The following is a 19,775-nucleotide window of genomic DNA, read 5'->3' as shown; positions in this document are numbered from 1 at the left end:
CAACAGCCCTCTGCTGCCGGCCCGATCAATGTCATACGACCGTCTCCCCGGCTCATCGCCGATTCGTGTCCACATACTCCCTGGCCGGCACAAACACTATACGGCTTCAACTCCTGCTCTCTCCGGGCACGATGGTGCCCCCGGCGTACGCCGGGGGCACCGAGCGGGTGGGGTTCAGCCACCCAGCGCGCCGCCTGCGCCGCCGGGCTCCTCCTCCCCGAACAAGTCGGGGTTCAAGTGGATGACTCCGTAGTCGTATGCGTGCCGCCGGTAGACGACACTCGGAAGCTTGGTGTCGGCGTCGACGAAGAGATAGAAGTCGTGTCCCACCAACTCCATCTCGTTGAGCGCCTGGTCGAGCAGCATCGGCGCGGCCGAGTGGGTTTTCTCGCGGACGATCAGGGGTCCCTCACCCTGGACGTCGATCGACCCCATCCTGGTGGTCGGCACCTTCTGCTCGGCCTCGGCGGCGAGTTCGCCGTTGGTGTTCAGGCTTGCGGCGTCGGGCACGGTGACAGCGACTTCACTCGCCGGAATGCGGCCGTTGCCGCGACGCGAGTAGCGCTTGTCGTGCTGCTTCCGCAGACGCGCCTCGAGCTTGGCGGTTGCCAGATCCAGCGCGGCGTACGGGTCGGCTGCGGCCGCCTCGGCCCGGACCACCGGGCCACGGGAGCGGAGGGTGATCTCCACTCGGTCGGAACGGTCGGCCTGCCGCGGGTTGGGCTCCTTGGACACCTCGACGTCCAGGCTGATCACCTTGGCGTCGAGCTTCTGGACTTTGTCCAGCTTCAGCTTCTCGGCCACGTGCTTGCGGAACCGCTCGGGCACCTCGGTCTTGCGGCCCTTGACGACGATGTCCACGCAGAACTCCGTTCCCGGATCGCTCCGCTCATCAAGCGGAGCAATTCCTTCTTGCACCAGGCTCCGGTGGTTGCCGAAGCCTCGGACTTGGCGACTTTCACCTCCTCCTCCCCCGACGACCAGCTCTCCACTCCCCCGTTTTCAGGGTCGCTGCAAACACCCCTGATCGCACGCATCGCGACATTCGAGGCAAAACACCCGCCAAGTCCTCACAACCGAACATAGCTCTCCCGGACGGATGTCGGCACCCCCTCGGAGCCGTCGGCTCCATTTGGGTGACTTTTCCTCCTCAACTACTTGCCACGTGGTAATGCCTCTATTCGTGCGCCGTCGCTCTCGAAAGCACTGCTAGGCGCCGCCACCACCGCGGCTCCGGCCACCCGCCCGCCGGCCGCCGTGACCGCCCGGGCCGCCTCGGCGAGTGTGGCCCCCGTCGTCACCAGATCGTCCACCAGTACCGCTGCCCGGCCCGTCAGCAGCCTCCCGGCCCCGGCCCGCACCTCCAGTGCACCGGTGACATTCGCCAGCCGCTGCCGGGCGCTCAGCCCCGCCTGGTCGGCCACCACACGCCGCTGCCGCAGCACCGTGAGCACCCGGGCACCCGTCCCCGTCCGCCGCAGCTCCCCGGCCGCCGCCAGCGCGATCCTGCGCACCGGATCATGCCCGCGCCCCGCCACCGATCTTCGTGCCGACGGCACGGGCACCAGCAGCAGCGGCCCGCCGCCGGCCCGCAGCCCCCGCACGGCCCCGGCCAGCACCGCCCCCAGCGGCCCGGCCAGCCGCAGGGCACCCCGCTCCTTGTGGGCCAGCAGCACCGCCCGCACCTCGTCGGCATACGGCGCCCCCGCCCACACCCGGGGCAGCCCCCCAGGTTCCGGCCACGGCCGCACCCGCCGCGCCCCGCGCCCGTCCCGCGCAAGCACCCGACGGCATTCGGCACACAGCTCCGTACGCGGCCGACCACACCCCGCACAGTCGACCGGCAGCACAAGACCGGCCAGTTCGCGCCACACCCCCTGCATGACTCCACTGTCCCGCCGTTCCCGCCCGGCCACCACCCCTGTGGATAACCGCGGCCGCGGACAGACGGATCAGCCGCACGGGACATCGCGGCAGGCGGCCGGGCCCGCCGCCTCGCCGGCCCCGGACGGGGCGGCGGGCGTCGTCAGCCTCGTGCCGGTGCCCGCGCCGCCACCGCGTCACCTCTCACCCGTCACCCGGGATAGACCGGCGCCGTCCCGTCCTTCGCCACGGTCTTCCAGTTCGAGTCCAGTGGCAGCCGCACGATGCCCTCCGTGGCGTCGGCGATCAGCGGCCTGGTCTCGTCCTCCGAGGCGGCCACCGCCTTGACGCCGTTGACGCCGGGCAGCGTCTGCGCATTGGACGCCGAACCGTCGGTCTCCATGAACTGCATCTGCTGCACACCGCCGGACTCCCGTCCGACCACCACCAGCCGGCTGCCGCCTGCCCAGGACGCGGCCACCACATCCTCCAACTGCGGGGCGATCGGCCGCAGTTCCTGCACCGACAGCACCGGGTGCGCCGAACTTCCGCCCCGCTCGACCCGGCCGAGCTGGAGCGTCGTACGCCCCTTGTCCTCCACCAGGATCGCGATCCGGATCCCGTCCGCGGCGACCTTGATCGCCTTGATCCGCCGCCCGTTGAGGCCGGGCACCGACACCTCTTCGGGGTCGCCCTTGCCCTCGCGCATCCGCAGCAGCCGCGAACTGTGCGCATCGCGGTCCGCGATCCACAGATCGCCCAGGCCGTCCCAGCTCGGCGCGGTCAGCCCGCTGTCGGCACCCTTGGCCGGGCCGTTGCTGGTCAGCAGCGGCTCGCCACGTTTGATGTCGTCCTCCATGGCGGCCACATACAGCGACCGGCCGTCGCCCGACACCCCGGCCGCGGTGTCCTCCCCGCGCGAGATGGCGATCGAACGCAGCGGGGTATGGCCCGTTCCGAACGGCCCGCGGACCGGCGTCGGTTCGGTCGCGGAGTCCGACATGGCGACGACCTTGTGGTCGGCGTCGATGAAGTACTCGTCGGCGGCGCGCCCGGTGCCCGGGGACGGGGCGAAGTCACGCTCGGCCTGCTCCTGGGACAGCGCACACAGCGAGTTGTCGCTGTCGTCCTGGAGCTCGACCTCGCTGACCTTCGAAGCCCGTGTCATGTCCTGGACGGTGAAGAAGAGCTGAGCCGCCATCCGCTTGCACTGCGCGGTGTCCGTACTCACCGCCTGCTTGCTGAGCTTGACGTGCAGCGCGTTGGAGTCGTCCAGCGCCAGATCACTCGCGGCGAGCCGGGTGCCGGACGGGAACGCCGAAGTCGTCACCTGGTTAAGCCAGTCGGTGGGCCCGGACAGCAACGCCTCCACACTGGCGGTGATCGGCTTTATCCGCTGCCGCAGATAGACCGGGTCCGCGACGAGCGCGTTCCGGTTCGCCTTGGGCTCCTGCGACTCCGAGTTGTAGGACGCGAAGTAGTACTTGTTGACCGAGCGGTAGATGCGCTGGAAGTCGGACAGCCCGAGCACCAGCCCGTTGGGCAGCCGGTCGATACGCCACTGTCCCCCCTCCTTGATGAGGTGGATCGTCCGGTGGTACGGCTTCTCCTCCGGGGTGTAGGCGTGACTGTCGTCCACCGTTGCCACCTGGCTGCCGGAGAGCGTGACCGTGAGGGCGTTGGCGTCCTCGCGGTTGGGCTGCAGCTTCGGCTCGGCCTTCGGGCGCTCCTGGAGCACATTGGTGGCCTGGAACGGCCGCCAGGTCCGCTTCGCCGACTTGGCCAGATACTGGGTGGCCGTACGGAAATCCGCCTCGTCGCTGGTCGTCGCGTCGAGGAAGCTGCGCACGATGTTGATGGGCTGCGCACCGTCCTGCGGGGGTACACCGTAGACCCGCACCTGCGACTCGCCTTCGGAGCGCGGCGACTGGTCGACCGAGGTGACCTCCCCGCCGTCCGGCATCGACGCGCAGCCCGCCAGCAGCGCCGCCGCACAACCGAGCAGCAGAAACTTCCGCGCCGGCCCGGCTCCCCTGCGGGCGCGGGGGCGGGACCCGGCCCTCTCCACGTGCTCGCCTCCGCGCTCAGTGTCCACGCAGCCCGCCTTCCCGCTCCACGCCCTGTCCGGCTTCCTGCTCGGCCCCGCCCTCGTGGACCGGCTCGTCGATGCGCGCGCTTTCGCCGCGCGCCGCCGCTTCGCTCCGTGCGCCCCCACTCTGCGGCACCACACGGGCGCCGCTGCCGGGCAGCGCCGTCGGATCGGCCTCCGGACGGGCCACCTTCGGCTCCGGTACGGGGGAGGCCGAGTCGCCCGCCTGTGCGGCGCGCGTCTGCACCGGGATCGTGGACGCCTTGTGGCCCGATCCGGTACGCGGCTGTCCCGTCTCGTCCAGTCCGCGGTGGCGCCGCGAGTCCTCCGGCTCCAGGGGTATCGGGGACCCACGCAGGGTCTCACCGGCCGTACGCGGCAGCGTCAGCCGGAACTGCGAGCCGCCGCCCGGCTCGCCCCAGGCCTGCAGCCAGCCGCCGTGCAGCCGGGCGTCCTCGACGGCGATGGACAGGCCGAGTCCGGTACCGCCGGTCGTACGGGCCCGGGCCGGGTCCGCGCGCCAGAAACGGTTGAAGACCCGGGTGGCCTCGCCGGGCTTGAGGCCGACGCCGTAGTCACGCACCGCGACGGCCACCGCGCCGCCGCTGCGGCCGCCCGCGGATGCCAGCCGCACCACGACATCGCGGCCCTCACCGTGCTCGACGGCGTTGACGACGAGATTGCGCAGCACCCGCTCCACCCGGCGGGGGTCGGCCTCGGCGATGACGGGCTGCTCGGCGCCGCGCACCACGATCCGGGTGCCCTTGCGGTCGGCGAGCGGCTCGGCCCCCTCGATGACGCGGTGCACCACGTCGCGCAGATCGACCGGCTCGGCCTCCAGCGCGGCGGCGCCGGCGTCGAACCGGCTGATCTCCAGCAGCTCAGCGAGCAGTGATTCGAAGCGGTCGAGCTGGCCGCGCAGCAGCTCGGCGGAGCGCGCGGTGGCGGGATCGAACTCGTCCCGCGCGTCATGGATGACATCGGCAGCCATCCGTACGGTCGTCAGCGGCGTACGCAGCTCGTGCGAGACGTCGGAGACGAAGCGGCGCTGCATCCGGGACAGCTCCTCCAGCTGCTGGATCTTGACCTGGAGGTTCTGCGCCATCTTGTTGAAGGACTCACCGAGCCGGGCGATGTCGTCCTCGCCGGTGACCTTCATCCGCTCCTGGAGCAGGCCGGCGGCCAGCCGCTCGGAGATCCCCGCGGCCATCCGTACGGGCGTGACGACCTGCCGGACCACCAGCCAGGCGATCGCGCCGAGCAGGATCACGACGAACACCCCCGCGGTCGCGAGGGTCCCCGTCACCAGCTTGAGCGACTCCTCTTCCTGGGTGAACGGGAAGAGGTAGTAGAGCTGGTACTGGTTGCTGTTTGCATCGTTGAGACGCTTGCCGATGATGAGCGCCGACACGCCGTCGTCCGACCCGATGCGCTTGATCTGGGTGTACTGGCGGAACGTCCCGGATTTGGTGTCCAGCTTCCGCCGCAGATCGGCGGGCACGCTCCGCTCGGGATCGACATCGCCCGAGGCGCGCGGCCCGCGGGTGCCGGGACTGGAGTCGCCGAACGGTTCGTCCGAGTCGGAACTGAGCGCCACGACGGAGAAGACGCCCTGGCCACCACTGGCGAGCTGTTCCACCAGGCCGGTCAGCCAGGTCGCGGAGTCCTGGGTGCCGCGGTTTCCTGTGCGGGCGCCTTCATCGGGCCGGGTGTCGTCGGCGCCGTCAGCCATCTTCTGAGCGACGCTGAAGCCGCCCACGGCCTGACTCTGCGCGGCCTGGGCCTTGGCCGTGAGCAGGCCGTTACGGACCTGCCCGACGACCACGACACCGAGCAGCAGCACCACGGCGAGCGACATCAGCAGCGTGGTCGCCACCACGCGCAGCTGGATATTGCGCCGCCACAGCCGCAGGGCGGGCAGCAGCGGCCGCCGCACCCAGCGGCTGAAGAGCCGCAGTAGGGGGTGGACCGGTCCGCTCACCGCGCCGTCGGGCAGCAGCTGCCCGCCACGCAGCAACCAAGCAGACAACCTGCCCGAAAAGGACATATCACCCGCCGGGCCGACGGTGCGCCCCCGCTTTCCCTCCGGGGCCGAACCGTCCCGGATCATCTCAGCTGGGCCCGGCCTTGTAGCCGACCCCGCGCACGGTCACCACGATCTCCGGCCGCTCAGGGTCCCTCTCGACCTTGGAGCGCAGCCGCTGCACATGGACATTGACCAGCCGGGTGTCGGCGGCGTGCCGATAGCCCCAGACCTGCTCGAGCAGCACCTCACGCGTGAACACCTGCCACGGCTTGCGCGCCAGCGCCACCAGCAGATCGAACTCCAGCGGGGTCAGCGCGATCGACTGCCCGTCCCGCTTCACCGAGTGGCCCGCCACATCGATGACCAGGTCACCGATCGCCAGCTGCTCGGGCGTGGGCTCCTCCGAACGCCGCAGCCGCGCCCGGATCCGTGCCACCAGCTCCTTGGGCTTGAACGGCTTGACGATGTAGTCGTCCGCGCCCGACTCGAGCCCGACCACCACATCCACCGTGTCGCTCTTGGCGGTCAGCATGACGATCGGCACCCCGGACTCGGCCCGGATCAGCCGGCAGACCTCGATGCCGTCCCGTCCGGGCAGCATCAGGTCGAGCAGCACAAGATCGGGCTTCGTCTCGCGGAAGGCGGCAAGGGCCTTGTCACCGTCCGACACGAACGACGGTTCAAAACCTTCGCCACGCAGCACGATGCCGAGCATCTCTGCCAGTGCGGTGTCGTCGTCGACGACCAGGACGCGTCCCTTCATTCGGCCATCATCCCATTACCTGATCGTGACTTACTCCATCGTGACGTGGAACACACCTCTGCCAGCCCGTCCCGGGTCACCGGAGACACCACTCCGGCCTCCGTGACGATCGCCGTCACCAGCTCCGGCGGAGTGACGTCGAAGGCCGGGTTGTAGGCCTGTGCGCCCAGCGGCGCCACTGGTATGCCGGTGCCGGCCTCCGCCCCGGGCCCCTGCGCAAACGGCAACGAGAACTCCGTCACTTCCTGGCCCGGACGCTGCTCCACTTCGATATCCGCCCCCTCCTCGGTCTCCAGATCCACCGTGCTGGTCGGTGCCACCACCACGAACGGAACGTGGTGGTAGCGCGCCAGCACCGCCAGCGGATAGCTGCCGACCTTGTTGGCCACCGACCCGTCCGCTGCGATCCGGTCAGCGCCGATCAGCACCGCATCCACCTCGCCCCCGGCGAACAGCGATCCCGCCGCCCCGTCCGAGAGCACCGTGTACGCCATACCCGCCCGCGCCGCCTCGTAGGCGGTCAGTCGCGCCCCCTGCAACAGCGGCCGCGTCTCGTCCACCCACAGCCGGCGCAGCTCACCGGCCCGGTGCGCCGCCAGCGCCACCGCCAGGGCGGTGCCCTCGCCCCCGGACACCAGGGCACCCGTATTGCAGTGCGTGAGTATCCGGTGACCGCCACCCGGCAGCAGCTCGCCCAGCAGCGCCAGCCCGTGCTCCGCCATCCGGGCACTGGCCTCGATGTCCTCGGCGTGCACGGCCCGCGCCTCGGCCAGCGCCGCAGCAGCGGCGGCCTGAGCACCGTCCTCGCCGAACGCCGCGCGGTACGCGACAGCCGCCCGCCGTACCCCGTACCCCAGATTGACCGCGGTCGGCCGGGCCTGTGCCAGCGCCTCCACCGCCTCCTCCACGTCAAAGCCGCGTGCCGCGGCCAGCGCGACGCCGTACGCGCCCGCGATGCCCAGCAGCGGCGCCCCGCGCACGGCCAGTGTCCGGATCGCCTGCACCAGCGCCGGAACGTCCGTGCAGACCAGCTCGACCTCCTCCGCGGGCAGCCGCGTCTGATCAAGGAGGACCAATACGGGCCCCTCGGGCGGCTCCTCCCAGCGCAACGACGGAATCGTGAGCGCCCCGGCGCCCACCTCAGATACCTCGTACTGATCGCCCATTCCTTCAGTCTGCCGCCGACCGGCCCTCGAACAGAAGGTCCCCTCGTCCTCCGGGCACCGGTACACAACGCCGGTGGCCATGACACGATGACTGCCACCGCGGACCCCGGACCCCCGCCGCCCCGGCGGACGGGCAGCAAGAAGGAGCGACGATGAACAACTCTCCGGGCTGGGCCTCGCCCGGATCCACTCCCTCCGACGAGCCGGCCCGCGGCACCCAGGAGCAGCCCACCCAGGCAGACCAGACCGGCCCCGCCGGGCAGTCGTCCCCACCGAACTGGTCCAAGGAACAGCCACCCGCCGGCCAGTGGTCGGCCCCCGCCGGTATCCCCGGTCAGAGCCGCGGCCCGCATGGCGGGCCTGACCAGAGCACGGCCGGCGACCGCACCCGTGCCACATCGCCCGGCTACGGCGGACCCGGCTGGGGCGGTGCTCCGGGCCCCGGCAATCAGCCCCCCTGGGGCGGCGCCTGGGCCCCGACGCCACAGGCCGCCAAGCCCGGCGTCATCCCGCTGCGCCCCCTCGCCGTCGGCGAGATACTCGACGGCGCGGTCACCACCATGCGCGCCCACTGGCGCACCGTCCTCGGCATCTCGCTGATCGTCGCGGTGGTCTCGCAGACCGCCATCACCGTAGTCACCGGTCTGTGGTTCCAGGGCGCCGACCGCGCCCCCTCGCTGTCGAGCGAGAACATCCCGCCGCTCCGCGAGACCATGCGTGAGGTGGGCAATTCGCTCGCCGCCACCGGCATCACCTCCGTGATCGGGCTGCTCGCCACCATCATCGCCACGGGGCTGCTCACCATGGTCGTGAGCCGGGCCGTCCTGGGCCGCTCGGTGACAGCCGGGGAAGCCTGGCGCGATGCGCGTCCCCAGCTCCCGCGCCTGCTCGGCCTGCTGGTACTGCTCCCCCTGCTCATCACGGCCATCGTCGCGGTCGGTGTAGGGCCCGGCATCATCCTCGTCGCCACGGGCATGCCGAAGGCCGGACTGCTCCTCACCCTGTTCGGCGGGATGGCCACCACCGTCGTGACCATCTGGCTGTGGGTCCGCTACAGCCTCGCCTCCCCCGCGCTGATGCTGGAGAAGCAGGGCGTCATCGCCGCGATGCGCCGCTCCGCGAAGCTCGTACGGGGCGCCTGGTGGCGAGTGCTGGGCGCACAGCTCCTCACCTACCTCCTGATCGGCATCGTCGAGTTCATCATCCAGATCCCGGCCACCCTCGTCGCCTTCCTCATCGGTGGCGAGAACCTCATGGACTGGGCGAACGGCACCAGCAGCTCCACCGGCTGGTCGTTCCTGATCGTGCTGGGCGTCGGAGCCGTCATCAGCTCCACCATCACCTTCCCGATCAGCGCCAGCGTCACCGCGCTCCTGTACATGGACCAGCGCATCCGCCGCGAGGCACTCGACCTCGAACTCGCCCGCGCCGCAGGCCTCCCCGGCTACGGCGCCGACGCCCCCACCGCGCACCCGGCGCCCTCCGCTCCCGCAGCCACGGGCCCGGTCCAGGGCCACGCCCCAACAACAGCGGCCGCACCGGCCGCTGCCGGCACGCCTGCAGACGGGACGCCGGCCGACAGCCATGCCACGGACAACACCGAGGCAGACGGCCCCAAGACGGGCGGCACCAGCGCCACCGAGCCAGGCGCCACGCCCACGGCCACCCCGGAAGCCCCGGAAGCCCCGGAAGCCCCGGAAGCCCCGGAAGCCCCGGCCAAGTCCACCCCCGCCGACGGCCCCGGGCAGCACCCCGGCAACGCCACACCGGGAAGCTGATGCGGTGACCACAGGGGGGAACGGGGCCGCGCTCATACGACTCATCGCGCGCCCCGACGACGACATACCGGTGCGGACTCCACGCGTCCCCGCCCAAGAGGCGGCCGAGCGCGAACTGTCCGACCCTCGGTACCACCAGCACGACCCCAACCCGATCCAGCGTGCCCTCGATTGGCTCTGGGAACGCGTCAACGACCTCTTCCACGCGGCCGCGGGCGCCACACCGGGTGGCTGGATCGGGCTTCTCGCCATCGCCGCATTCGTCCTGCTGCTCGTGGTCGCACTCCGGCTGCGGCTCGGCGCGGTGCGCCGCACTCCGACCACGAGCGGTGCGCTCTTCTCCGACACCCCCCGCACCGCCGCCGAACACCGCGCCGCCGCCGACCGGCACGCCGCCGAGGGCCGCTGGAACCAGGCGATCCAAGACCGCATGCGCGCGGTCGTCCTCGCCCTCGAGGAACGGACACTGCTCACCCCTGGCCCCGGCCGCACCGCCGATGAGGCGGCCACCGAAGCGGGTTGGGCACTCCCCGCGTACGCCGACCGGCTGCGTACCGCGGCACGCACCTTCGACGACGTCACATACGGCGGCCGCCCCGGCACGGAACGGGCGTACACCCTCCTGACCGGCCTCGACACCGACCTGCAACACGCCAAGCCCGACCTGGCCACGACCCCGACCAGGAGCCGCGGATGACCACGGCCGCCCCGGACACCTCCGCACTCCCTCCCACCGTTCGCAGCCTGTGGAACCGGTCCCGCGGACCGCTGCTCGCGCTCCTCCTGCTCGTCATCAGCGGTGTGGCGATCGCGGCTCTGCAGTCCGGCGAACAGCACGGGCGGCTCGACCCCCGGTCCTACGACCGGACCGGAAGCCGGGCCATCGCCCAACTCCTGGCCTCTCACGACGTCTCCACCCAGGTCGTGACCACCTCCGAGGAAGCCGCCGCCGCGGCCGGCCCGCACACCACACTCCTCGTCACCAACCCCGAGATGCTGACGCAAGATCAGCTGACGGGCCTGCACACCGCGACCGCCCACACCCCCGGCCGCACTGTCCTCCTTGCCCCCGACTCCTCGGCCCTCGAAACCTTCGCCCCCGGCGTCCGGACGGATTCCCCGGCCGATATCTCGGCCCGCAGGCCCGCCTGTTCCCTGCCGGAGGCCCAACGCGCGGGGAACGCCCTCCTGGGCGGCCTCAGTTACACAACTTCCGCCGGCGGAACCGATCGTTGCTACCTCAGCGGCGACCGTCCCACCCTGCTGCGCCTGCCGGCCCCCCGCACCGGCCGCGACACCGTGCTCCTCGGCTCCCCCGATTTGCTCTACAACCACCACCTCGCCGAGCACGGCAACGCCTCGCTGGCCCTTCAACTCCTCGGTACGCACAAGCATCTGGTCTGGTACCTCCCCTCCATGAGCGACCCGTCCTCCGCTCAGGACGACCAGCGCGGCTTCCTCGATCTCGTCCCTTCCGGCTGGTACTGGGCCCTGCTCCAACTCACCTTTGCCGCCGCCCTCGCGGCCCTGTGGCGCGCCCGTCGTCTCGGCCCACTGGTGCCGGAAAAGCTCCCTGTCACCGTCCCGGCCGCCGAGACCACCGAGGGGCACGCCCGCCTGTACGAGCAGGCCAACGCCCGCGACCGGGCTTCCTCCGTGCTGCGCTCCGCGACCCGCACACGACTCGCCCCCCTCATCGGTGTGTCCCCGGCCCACGCCCACACCCCCGACATCCTTCTCCCGGCCCTTCACGCCCACTTGACCACCGCCCCCGGCGTCGATGCAGACCTCCATGTCCTGCTCTTCGGCCCGGCCCCCGCGGACGACAAGGCCTTGGTCCACCTGGCCGACCAACTCGACGAACTCGAATCCTCGATCGTTTCCCAAGAGAGGCACGCCCCCCGTGAGCACCCCGACCGCTGACAGCGCCCGAGCCTCCCTGGAGGACCTGCGCACCGAGATAGCCAAGGCCGTTGTAGGCCAGGACCCCGCCGTCACCGGCTTGGTCGTCGCACTGCTCTGTCGCGGTCATGTGCTCCTCGAAGGCGCCCCCGGCGTCGCCAAAACCCTGCTCGTTCGCGCCCTGTCGGCCGCTCTCGAACTCGACACCAAGCGCGTCCAGTTCACCCCTGACCTGATGCCGAGCGATGTCACCGGCTCGCTGGTCTACGACGCCCGCAGCGCCGAGTTCTCCTTCCAGCCGGGCCCCGTCTTCACCAACCTCCTGCTCGCCGACGAGATCAACCGCACGCCACCCAAAACCCAGGCGTCGCTGCTCGAAGCGATGGAGGAGCGTCAGGTGACCGTCGACGGCACAGCTCGTCCCCTCCCCGAGCCGTTCCTGGTAGCCGCCACACAGAACCCCGTGGAGTACGAGGGCACTTACCCGCTCCCCGAGGCCCAGCTCGACCGGTTCCTGCTGAAGCTGACGGTGCCGCTCCCCGCCCGCCACGATGAGATAGACATCCTCACCCGGCACGCGGCCGGCTTCAGCCCCCGCGACCTCAGTGCCGCAGGGCTGCGCCCTGTCGCCTCCACCGCTGACCTCGACGCTGCGCGAGCCGCGGTCGCCAAGACCGCCGTCTCCCCCGAAGTCACCGGCTATATCGTCGATATCTGCCGTGCCACCCGCGAATCCCCCTCGCTCTCTCTCGGCGTCTCCCCCCGAGGCGCCACCGCTCTGCTCTCCACGTCACGAGCCTGGGCCTGGCTCACCGGCCGCGACTATGTCACCCCCGACGACGTCAAGGCCCTTGCTCTTCCTACGCTCCGACATCGTGTCCAGCTCCGCCCCGAAGCGGAGATGGAGGGAGTCACTGCAGACTCCGTGATCAACGCCGTACTCGCTCATCTCCCCGTCCCCCGCTGAGACGACACCGTGGCCCTCACCGGACGCACCGCCCTCATCTCCGCATGCGGAGCCCTCTTCGTCGGCTTCGTGCTGCCCAGCTGGCTCGGCATCCTCACCGTTCAACTCGCCCTGCTGATAGCAATTTTGTGCGATCTCGCACTCGCCGCGCCAGTGCGAAAGCTCCATTTCACCCGAACCGGTGATACAACCGTTCGACTAACAGGCGAAGCCCACACGCACCTCACCCTCACCAATCCGAGCCGCCGCAGCCTGCGCGCCCAGATCCGTGACGCCTGGCCTCCGAGCACCTTCCAGCCCGGTTCGGACATCCCCGCATCCCGCCACACCGTGCGCATCCCGGCCGCCGAACGCCGCCGCCTCACCACCACGCTCCACCCCACCCGCCGCGGTGACCACCACGCGGTCCGCGTCACCGTGCGCTCCTACGGCCCGCTCGGCCTGGCAGCCCGGCAAGGAAGCCATCACGTCCCATGGACGCTACGCGTCCTTCCGCCCTTCACCAGCCGCAAACACCTGCCCGCCAAGCTCGCCCGGCTCCGCGAACTCGACGGCCGCACCAGCATCCTGACCCGCGGCGAGGGCACGGAGTTCGACAGCCTCCGCGACTACACCCCCGGTGACGACACCCGCTCCATCGACTGGCGCGCCACCGCCCGCCGGCAGAACCTCGCAGTCCGCACCTGGCGCCCTGAACGCGACCGCCGCATCCTGCTCGTCCTGGAGACCGGCCGTACCTCGGCCGGCCGCGTCGGCGACATACCCCGCCTCGACGCCTCCATGGACGCCGCCCTGCTGCTCGGCGCCCTTGCCGCCCGCGCCGGTGACCGTGTGGATCTGCTCGCCTACGACCGCCGCGTACGAGCCTCGGTCCAAGGCCGCACAGCCCGCGATCTCCTCCCAGCTCTGACCGAAGCCCTGGCCCCCCTCGAATCCCAATTGGTCGAAGCGGACGCCCGCGGCCTGGCCGCCACCATCCACCGCCGCACCCCGCGCCGGTCCCTGATCGTCCTCTTCACCGGCCTGGACGCGGCCCCCGTGGAGGAAGCCCTCCTGCCCGTCCTCCCTGGCCTCACCCAACGCAACGAGCTCATCGTCGCGGCCGTGGCCGACCCCCGCATCGAGGAAATGGCCGCCGGCCGCCACACGCCCCAGGCCGTCTACGCAGCCGCCGCCGCGGAACAGACCCGCGCCGCCCGCCGCCGCACCGCAGACCGCCTCCGCCACCACGGCATCACCGTCATCGACTCCACCCCGGCCCGCCTGGCCCCCGACCTGGCCGACGCCTACCTCACCCTCAAGTCCGCAGGTCGTCTGTAAGACCGCGCCTTCTTCCCCGTCCCTCACCCAGACGGCGCCTGCAGACACCTCCGCGGACACGTGGCATACAAGGGAGGTCCTCACACGGCTGGGGAGACGACGCTACTGGGGCCTCCAACACCTCAAAGCCCCATGAAGACGCTGACAAGCACACCAGTGAGGGAAAGCAAGGCCACCGGTAAGGGCCCACGCGAGGCTCGCCCGGCACTCCACGTACCAAGCCAGGTCAGCCCAACCCACAAGGCACCTCCGCCTCTGCCGGCCCTTCGGCCGGAGGGCATCCCCATTCCTCCCACAACGCAAAAATGCCTCGTTCCCCGAGTCGAAACTCGGGGAACGAGGCATTTTTCAAAATTTGTTCGGCGGCGTCCTACTCTCCCACAGGGTCCCCCCTGCAGTACCATCGGCGCTGAAAGGCTTAGCTTCCGGGTTCGGAATGTAACCGGGCGTTTCCCTAACGCAATGACCACCGAAACACTATGAAGTTAACCAACCCGGCACAATCACAGGTCGTTACTTCAGAACCTACACAGTGGACGCGAGCAACTGAGGACAAGCCCTCGGCCTATTAGTACCAGTCAACTCCACCCGTTACCGGGCTTCCATATCTGGCCTATCAACCCAGTCGTCTACTGGGAGCCTTAACCCCTCAAAGGAGGTGGGAGTCCTCATCTCGAAGCAGGCTTCCCGCTTAGATGCTTTCAGCGGTTATCCTTTCCGAACGTAGCCAACCAGCCATGCCCTTGGCAGGACAACTGGCACACCAGAGGTTCGTCCGTCCCGGTCCTCTCGTACTAGGGACAGCCCTTCTCAAGACTCCTACGCGCACAGCGGATAGGGACCGAACTGTCTCACGACGTTCTAAACCCAGCTCGCGTACCGCTTTAATGGGCGAACAGCCCAACCCTTGGGACCGACTCCAGCCCCAGGATGCGACGAGCCGACATCGAGGTGCCAAACCATCCCGTCGATATGGACTCTTGGGGAAGATCAGCCTGTTATCCCCGGGGTACCTTTTATCCGTTGAGCGACGGCGCTTCCACAAGCCACCGCCGGATCACTAGTCCCTACTTTCGTACCTGCTCGACCCGTCAGTCTCACAGTCAAGCTCCCTTGTGCACTTACACTCAACACCTGATTGCCAACCAGGCTGAGGGAACCTTTGGGCGCCTCCGTTACTCTTTAGGAGGCAACCGCCCCAGTTAAACTACCCACCAGACACTGTCCCTGATCCGGATCACGGACCCAGGTTAGACATCCAGCACGACCAGAGTGGTATTTCAACAATGACTCCACAACCACTGGCGTGGCCGCTTCAAAGTCTCCCACCTATCCTACACAAGCCGAACCGAACACCAATATCAAGCTATAGTAAAGGTCCCGGGGTCTTTCCGTCCTGCTGCGCGAAACGAGCATCTTTACTCGTAATGCAATTTCACCGGGCCTATGGTTGAGACAGTCGAGAAGTCGTTACGCCATTCGTGCAGGTCGGAACTTACCCGACAAGGAATTTCGCTACCTTAGGATGGTTATAGTTACCACCGCCGTTTACTGGCGCTTAAGTTCTCAGCTTCGCCAACCCGAAAGTTGACTAACCGGTCCCCTTAACGTTCCAGCACCGGGCAGGCGTCAGTCCGTATACATCGCCTTACGGCTTCGCACGGACCTGTGTTTTTAGTAAACAGTCGCTTCTCGCTGGTCTCTGCGGCCACCACCAGCTCACACTGCAAGAGTGATCACCAGCAATGGCCCCCCTTCTCCCGAAGTTACGGGGGCATTTTGCCGAGTTCCTTAACCATAGTTCACCCGAACGCCTCGGTATTCTCTACCTGACCACCTGAGTCGGTTTAGGGTACGGGCCGCCATGAAACTCGCTAGAGGCTTTTCTCGACAGCATAGGATCATCCACTTCACCACAATCGGCTCGGCATCAGGTCTCAGCCCTAATGTGTGACGGATTTACCTACCACACGGCCTACACCCTTACCCCGGGACAACCACCGCCCGGGCTGGACTACCTTCCTGCGTCACCCCATCGCTTACCTACTACCACCTTGGATCGGCGGCTCCACCACGTCCCTTTGTCCGAAGACTCCAGGCCGGCTTCACGGCCTTAGCATTAATGGATTCGATATTGGGCGTTTCAAAGCGGGTACCGGAATATCAACCGGTTGTCCATCGACTACGCCTGTCGGCCTCGCCTTAGGTCCCGACTTACCCTGGGCAGATCAGCTTGACCCAGGAACCCTTAGTCAATCGGCGCACACGTTTCCCACGTGTGTATCGCTACTCATGCCTGCATTCTCACTCGTGAACCGTCCACAACTCGTTTCCACGGCTGCTTCACCCGGCACACGACGCTCCCCTACCCATCACAGCGGGCGTTGACCCTCATGCTGCAATGACACGACTTCGGCGGTGTGCTTGAGCCCCGCTACATTGTCGGCGCGGAATCACTTGACCAGTGAGCTATTACGCACTCTTTCAAGGATGGCTGCTTCTAAGCCAACCTCCTGGTTGTCTCTGCGACTCCACATCCTTTCCCACTTAGCACACGCTTAGGGGCCTTAGTCGATGCTCTGGGCTGTTTCCCTCTCGACCATGGAGCTTATCCCCCACAGTCTCACTGCCGCGCTCTCACTTACCGGCATTCGGAGTTTGGCTAAGGTCAGTAACCCGGTAGGGCCCATCGCCTATCCAGTGCTCTACCTCCGGCAAGAAACACACGACGCTGCACCTAAATGCATTTCGGGGAGAACCAGCTATCACGGAGTTTGATTGGCCTTTCACCCCTAACCACAGGTCATCCCCCAGGTTTTCAACCCTGGTGGGTTCGGTCCTCCACGAAGTCTTACCTCCGCTTCAACCTGCCCATGGCTAGATCACTCCGCTTCGGGTCTTGGGCACGCTACTCAACGCCCTATTCGGACTCGCTTTCGCTACGGCTTCCCCACACGGGTTAACCTCGCAACATACCGCAAACTCGCAGGCTCATTCTTCAAAAGGCACGCAGTCACGACGCAGAGACAAGTCTCTGCGCGACGCTCCCACGGCTTGTAGGCACACGGTTTCAGGTACTATTTCACTCCGCTCCCGCGGTACTTTTCACCATTCCCTCACGGTACTATCCGCTATCGGTCACCAGGGAATATTTAGGCTTAACGGGTGGTCCCGCCAGATTCACACGGGATTTCTCGGGCCCCGTGCTACTTGGGTGATTCTCAAGCAAGCCGTTGATGTTTCAGCTACGGGGGTCTTACCCTCTACGCCGGACCTTTCGCATGTCCTTCGCCTACACCAACGGTTTCTGACTTGCCTCACAGCCGGCAGACTGCAAAAGAGAACTCCCACAACCCCAACCACGCAACCCCTGCCGGGTATCACACGTGACTGGTTTGGCCTCATCCGGTTTCGCTCGCCACTACTCCCGGAATCACGGTTGTTTTCTCTTCCTGCGGGTACTGAGATGTTTCACTTCCCCGCGTTCCCTCCACACTGCCTATGTGTTCAGCAGCGGGTGACAGCCCATGACGACTGCCGGGTTTCCCCATTCGGACACCCCCGGATCAAAGCTCGGTTGACAGCTCCCCGGGGCCTATCGTGGCCTCCCACGTCCTTCATCGGTTCCTGGTGCCAAGGCATCCACCGTGCGCCCTTAAAAACTTGGCCACAGATGCTCGCGTCCACTGTGCAGTTCTCAAGCAACGACCAGCCACCCGTCACACACCCTTACCAGGATGCTTCACCGGGGCCGGCATCGCGAAGGTCCAGACTCAAGTCCGTACCCTCAGATACCCAACAGCGCGCCCGGCCCACTCCATCAATCCCCACGTTCCACGCCGAAGCAGTACTAGTGACAACCAATCAAGTGCGCCGAATAGTCAACGTTCCACCCATGAGCAACCAGCATCAGACATTCGCTGATGTACTGGCCTCTGACCCGAACCAGGTTCGAGTAAGAAGTGCTCCTTAGAAAGGAGGTGATCCAGCCGCACCTTCCGGTACGGCTACCTTGTTACGACTTCGTCCCAATCGCCAGTCCCACCTTCGACGATTCCCTCCCACAAGGGGTTGGGCCACCGGCTTCGGGTGTTACCGACTTTCGTGACGTGACGGGCGGTGTGTACAAGGCCCGGGAACGTATTCACCGCAGCAATGCTGATCTGCGATTACTAGCAACTCCGACTTCATGGGGTCGAGTTGCAGACCCCAATCCGAACTGAGACCGGCTTTTTGAGATTCGCTCCACCTCGCGGTATCGCAGCTCATTGTACCGGCCATTGTAGCACGTGTGCAGCCCAAGACATAAGGGGCATGATGACTTGACGTCGTCCCCACCTTCCTCCGAGTTGACCCCGGCAGTCTCCTGTGAGTCCCCATCACCCCGAAGGGCATGCTGGCAACACAGAACAAGGGTTGCGCTCGTTGCGGGACTTAACCCAACATCTCACGACACGAGCTGACGACAGCCATGCACCACCTGTACACCGACCACAAGGGGGACCCTGTCTCCAGGGTTTTCCGGTGTATGTCAAGCCTTGGTAAGGTTCTTCGCGTTGCGTCGAATTAAGCCACATGCTCCGCTGCTTGTGCGGGCCCCCGTCAATTCCTTTGAGTTTTAGCCTTGCGGCCGTACTCCCCAGGCGGGGAACTTAATGCGTTAGCTGCGGCACGGACGACGTGGAATGTCGCCCACACCTAGTTCCCAACGTTTACGGCGTGGACTACCAGGGTATCTAATCCTGTTCGCTCCCCACGCTTTCGCTCCTCAGCGTCAGTATCGGCCCAGAGATCCGCCTTCGCCACCGGTGTTCCTCCTGATATCTGCGCATTTCACCGCTACACCAGGAATTCCGATCTCCCCTACCGAACTCTAGCCTGCCCGTATCGAATGCAGACCCGGGGTTAAGCCCCGGGCTTTCACATCCGACGTGACAAGCCGCCTACGAGCTCTTTACGCCCAATAATTCCGGACAACGCTTGCGCCCTACGTATTACCGCGGCTGCTGGCACGTAGTTAGCCGGCGCTTCTTCTGCAGGTACCGTCACTCTCGCTTCTTCCCTGCTGAAAGAGGTTTACAACCCGAAGGCCGTCATCCCTCACGCGGCGTCGCTGCATCAGGCTTTCGCCCATTGTGCAATATTCCCCACTGCTGCCTCCCGTAGGAGTCTGGGCCGTGTCTCAGTCCCAGTGTGGCCGGTCGCCCTCTCAGGCCGGCTACCCGTCGTCGCCTTGGTAGGCCATCACCCCACCAACAAGCTGATAGGCCGCGGGCTCATCCTTCACCGCCGGAGCTTTCCACCACCAGACCATGCGGTCGGTAGTCGTATCCGGTATTAGACCCCGTTTCCAGGGCTTGTCCCAGAGTGAAGGGCAGATTGCCCACGTGTTACTCACCCGTTCGCCACTAATCCCCTCCCGAAGGAGGTTCATCGTTCGACTTGCATGTGTTAAGCACGCCGCCAGCGTTCGTCCTGAGCCAGGATCAAACTCTCCGTGAATGTTTACCCGTAATCGGGTCAACACACACGAGAGCGGAACGAGTGGGCGGAATAAGCCCTCTCGTTCACAGCGTCCTCGCTGTGTGTGCCACCCCGACCGCTTGGGCCGTGGTGGGCTTTTCAAAGGAACCTCATCCGCCGGAAGTGTTTCCGGTGGACGGGGTATCAACATATCTGGCGTTGACTTTTGGCACGCTGTTGAGTTCTCAAGGAACGGACGCTTCCTTTGTGCCTGTTTCACCAGGCTCTCCGGGCGCTTCCCTTCGGTCTTGCGTTTCCGACTCTATCAGATCCTTGCGGGCCCGATTTTCGCCGGTGCGTTTCCGCCTTTCGGCTTCTTCGCTTTTCCAACCGTACCAGATCCGTTTCCGTCTCTGGCCCCCTGTTGGAGCGGGGTCG

The 19,775-nt window shown here is 67.1% G+C and carries 11 protein-coding genes and 3 rRNA genes; 5 read left to right on the top strand and 9 right to left on the bottom strand.

Going from position 1 to position 19,775, the window contains the following annotated elements; genetic code table 11:
• Positions 1–174 precede the first annotated feature (174 nt).
• The 6 genes from hpf to mtnA form a co-directional block, all read right to left on the bottom strand.
• The gene (gene hpf, locus STRNI_RS26025) at positions 175–861 is read right to left on the bottom strand and encodes a ribosome hibernation-promoting factor, HPF/YfiA family (protein WP_018093531.1); all 687 of its coding nucleotides are present in this window, start codon (positions 859–861) and stop codon (positions 175–177) included.
• A 293-nt stretch (positions 862–1,154) separates the two neighbouring features.
• Positions 1,155–1,883, bottom strand: a complete 729-nt coding sequence (locus STRNI_RS26020; protein ID WP_078518856.1) for a ComF family protein — start codon at positions 1,881–1,883, stop codon at positions 1,155–1,157.
• Positions 1,884–2,074: 191 nt separating this feature from the next.
• A complete protein-coding gene (locus STRNI_RS26015) occupies positions 2,075–3,958 on the bottom strand; it encodes an LpqB family beta-propeller domain-containing protein (protein ID WP_277412113.1) in 1,884 nt (627 codons plus the stop codon).
• Positions 3,948–5,999: an MtrAB system histidine kinase MtrB gene (mtrB, locus tag STRNI_RS26010; RefSeq protein ID WP_229838176.1), complete on the bottom strand. Its 2,052-nt coding sequence runs from the start codon at positions 5,997–5,999 to the stop codon at positions 3,948–3,950. The genes STRNI_RS26015 and mtrB overlap by 11 nt, the downstream gene beginning before the upstream one ends.
• A 64-nt stretch (positions 6,000–6,063) precedes the next feature.
• Positions 6,064–6,741 (bottom strand): two-component system response regulator MtrA, encoded by a 678-nt coding sequence (gene mtrA / locus STRNI_RS26005; RefSeq protein WP_006605255.1) that lies wholly within the window; start codon positions 6,739–6,741, stop codon positions 6,064–6,066.
• Positions 6,738–7,907, bottom strand: coding sequence for an S-methyl-5-thioribose-1-phosphate isomerase (mtnA, locus tag STRNI_RS26000; protein WP_159488096.1), 1,170 nt, complete (start codon positions 7,905–7,907; stop codon positions 6,738–6,740). The genes mtrA and mtnA overlap by 4 nt, the downstream gene beginning before the upstream one ends.
• Before the next feature lie 152 nt (positions 7,908–8,059).
• On the opposite strand from mtnA, the gene STRNI_RS25995 reads away from it, so the two are divergent.
• From STRNI_RS25995 to STRNI_RS25975, 5 genes are read left to right on the top strand one after another with little or no spacing between them, the layout of a single operon-like run.
• Positions 8,060–9,685, top strand: a complete 1,626-nt coding sequence (locus tag STRNI_RS25995; RefSeq protein WP_277412112.1) for a DUF7847 domain-containing protein — start codon at positions 8,060–8,062, stop codon at positions 9,683–9,685.
• Positions 9,686–9,689: 4 nt separating this feature from the next.
• Positions 9,690–10,382 carry a DUF4129 domain-containing protein gene (locus STRNI_RS25990; protein ID WP_277412111.1) on the top strand — a complete coding sequence of 231 codons (693 nt, stop codon included), beginning with the start codon at positions 9,690–9,692 and terminating at the stop codon, positions 10,380–10,382.
• Complete coding sequence (locus STRNI_RS25985; RefSeq protein ID WP_277412110.1) at positions 10,379–11,608, top strand: DUF4350 domain-containing protein; 1,230 nt, start codon at positions 10,379–10,381, stop codon at positions 11,606–11,608. Before STRNI_RS25990 ends, STRNI_RS25985 begins: the two co-directional genes overlap by 4 nt.
• Entirely contained in the window at positions 11,589–12,554 is a 966-nt protein-coding gene (locus STRNI_RS25980; RefSeq protein ID WP_109890144.1) for an AAA family ATPase, read from the top strand. The genes STRNI_RS25985 and STRNI_RS25980 overlap by 20 nt, the downstream gene beginning before the upstream one ends.
• 9 nt (positions 12,555–12,563) lie before the next feature.
• A complete protein-coding gene (locus tag STRNI_RS25975) occupies positions 12,564–13,874 on the top strand; it encodes a DUF58 domain-containing protein (protein ID WP_277412109.1) in 1,311 nt (436 codons plus the stop codon).
• A gap of 357 nt (positions 13,875–14,231) precedes the next feature.
• Here the strand turns inward: STRNI_RS25975 and rrf are convergent.
• From rrf to STRNI_RS25960, 3 genes are all read right to left on the bottom strand, one after another.
• Positions 14,232–14,348 (bottom strand): 5S ribosomal RNA (gene rrf / locus STRNI_RS25970).
• 74 nt (positions 14,349–14,422) lie between these two features.
• Positions 14,423–17,543 (bottom strand): 23S ribosomal RNA (locus tag STRNI_RS25965).
• A gap of 304 nt (positions 17,544–17,847) precedes the next feature.
• A 16S ribosomal RNA gene (locus STRNI_RS25960) occupies positions 17,848–19,376 on the bottom strand.
• The 16S, 23S and 5S rRNA genes sit together here, the layout of an rRNA operon.
• Positions 19,377–19,775: the final 399 nt, after the last annotated feature.

It is taken from the genome of Streptomyces nigrescens (genome assembly GCF_027626975.1).
In the GTDB taxonomy this organism is placed as follows: Bacteria; Actinomycetota; Actinomycetes; order Streptomycetales; family Streptomycetaceae; genus Streptomyces; species Streptomyces nigrescens.
This window is presented reverse-complemented; position numbering and strand designations above follow the sequence as displayed.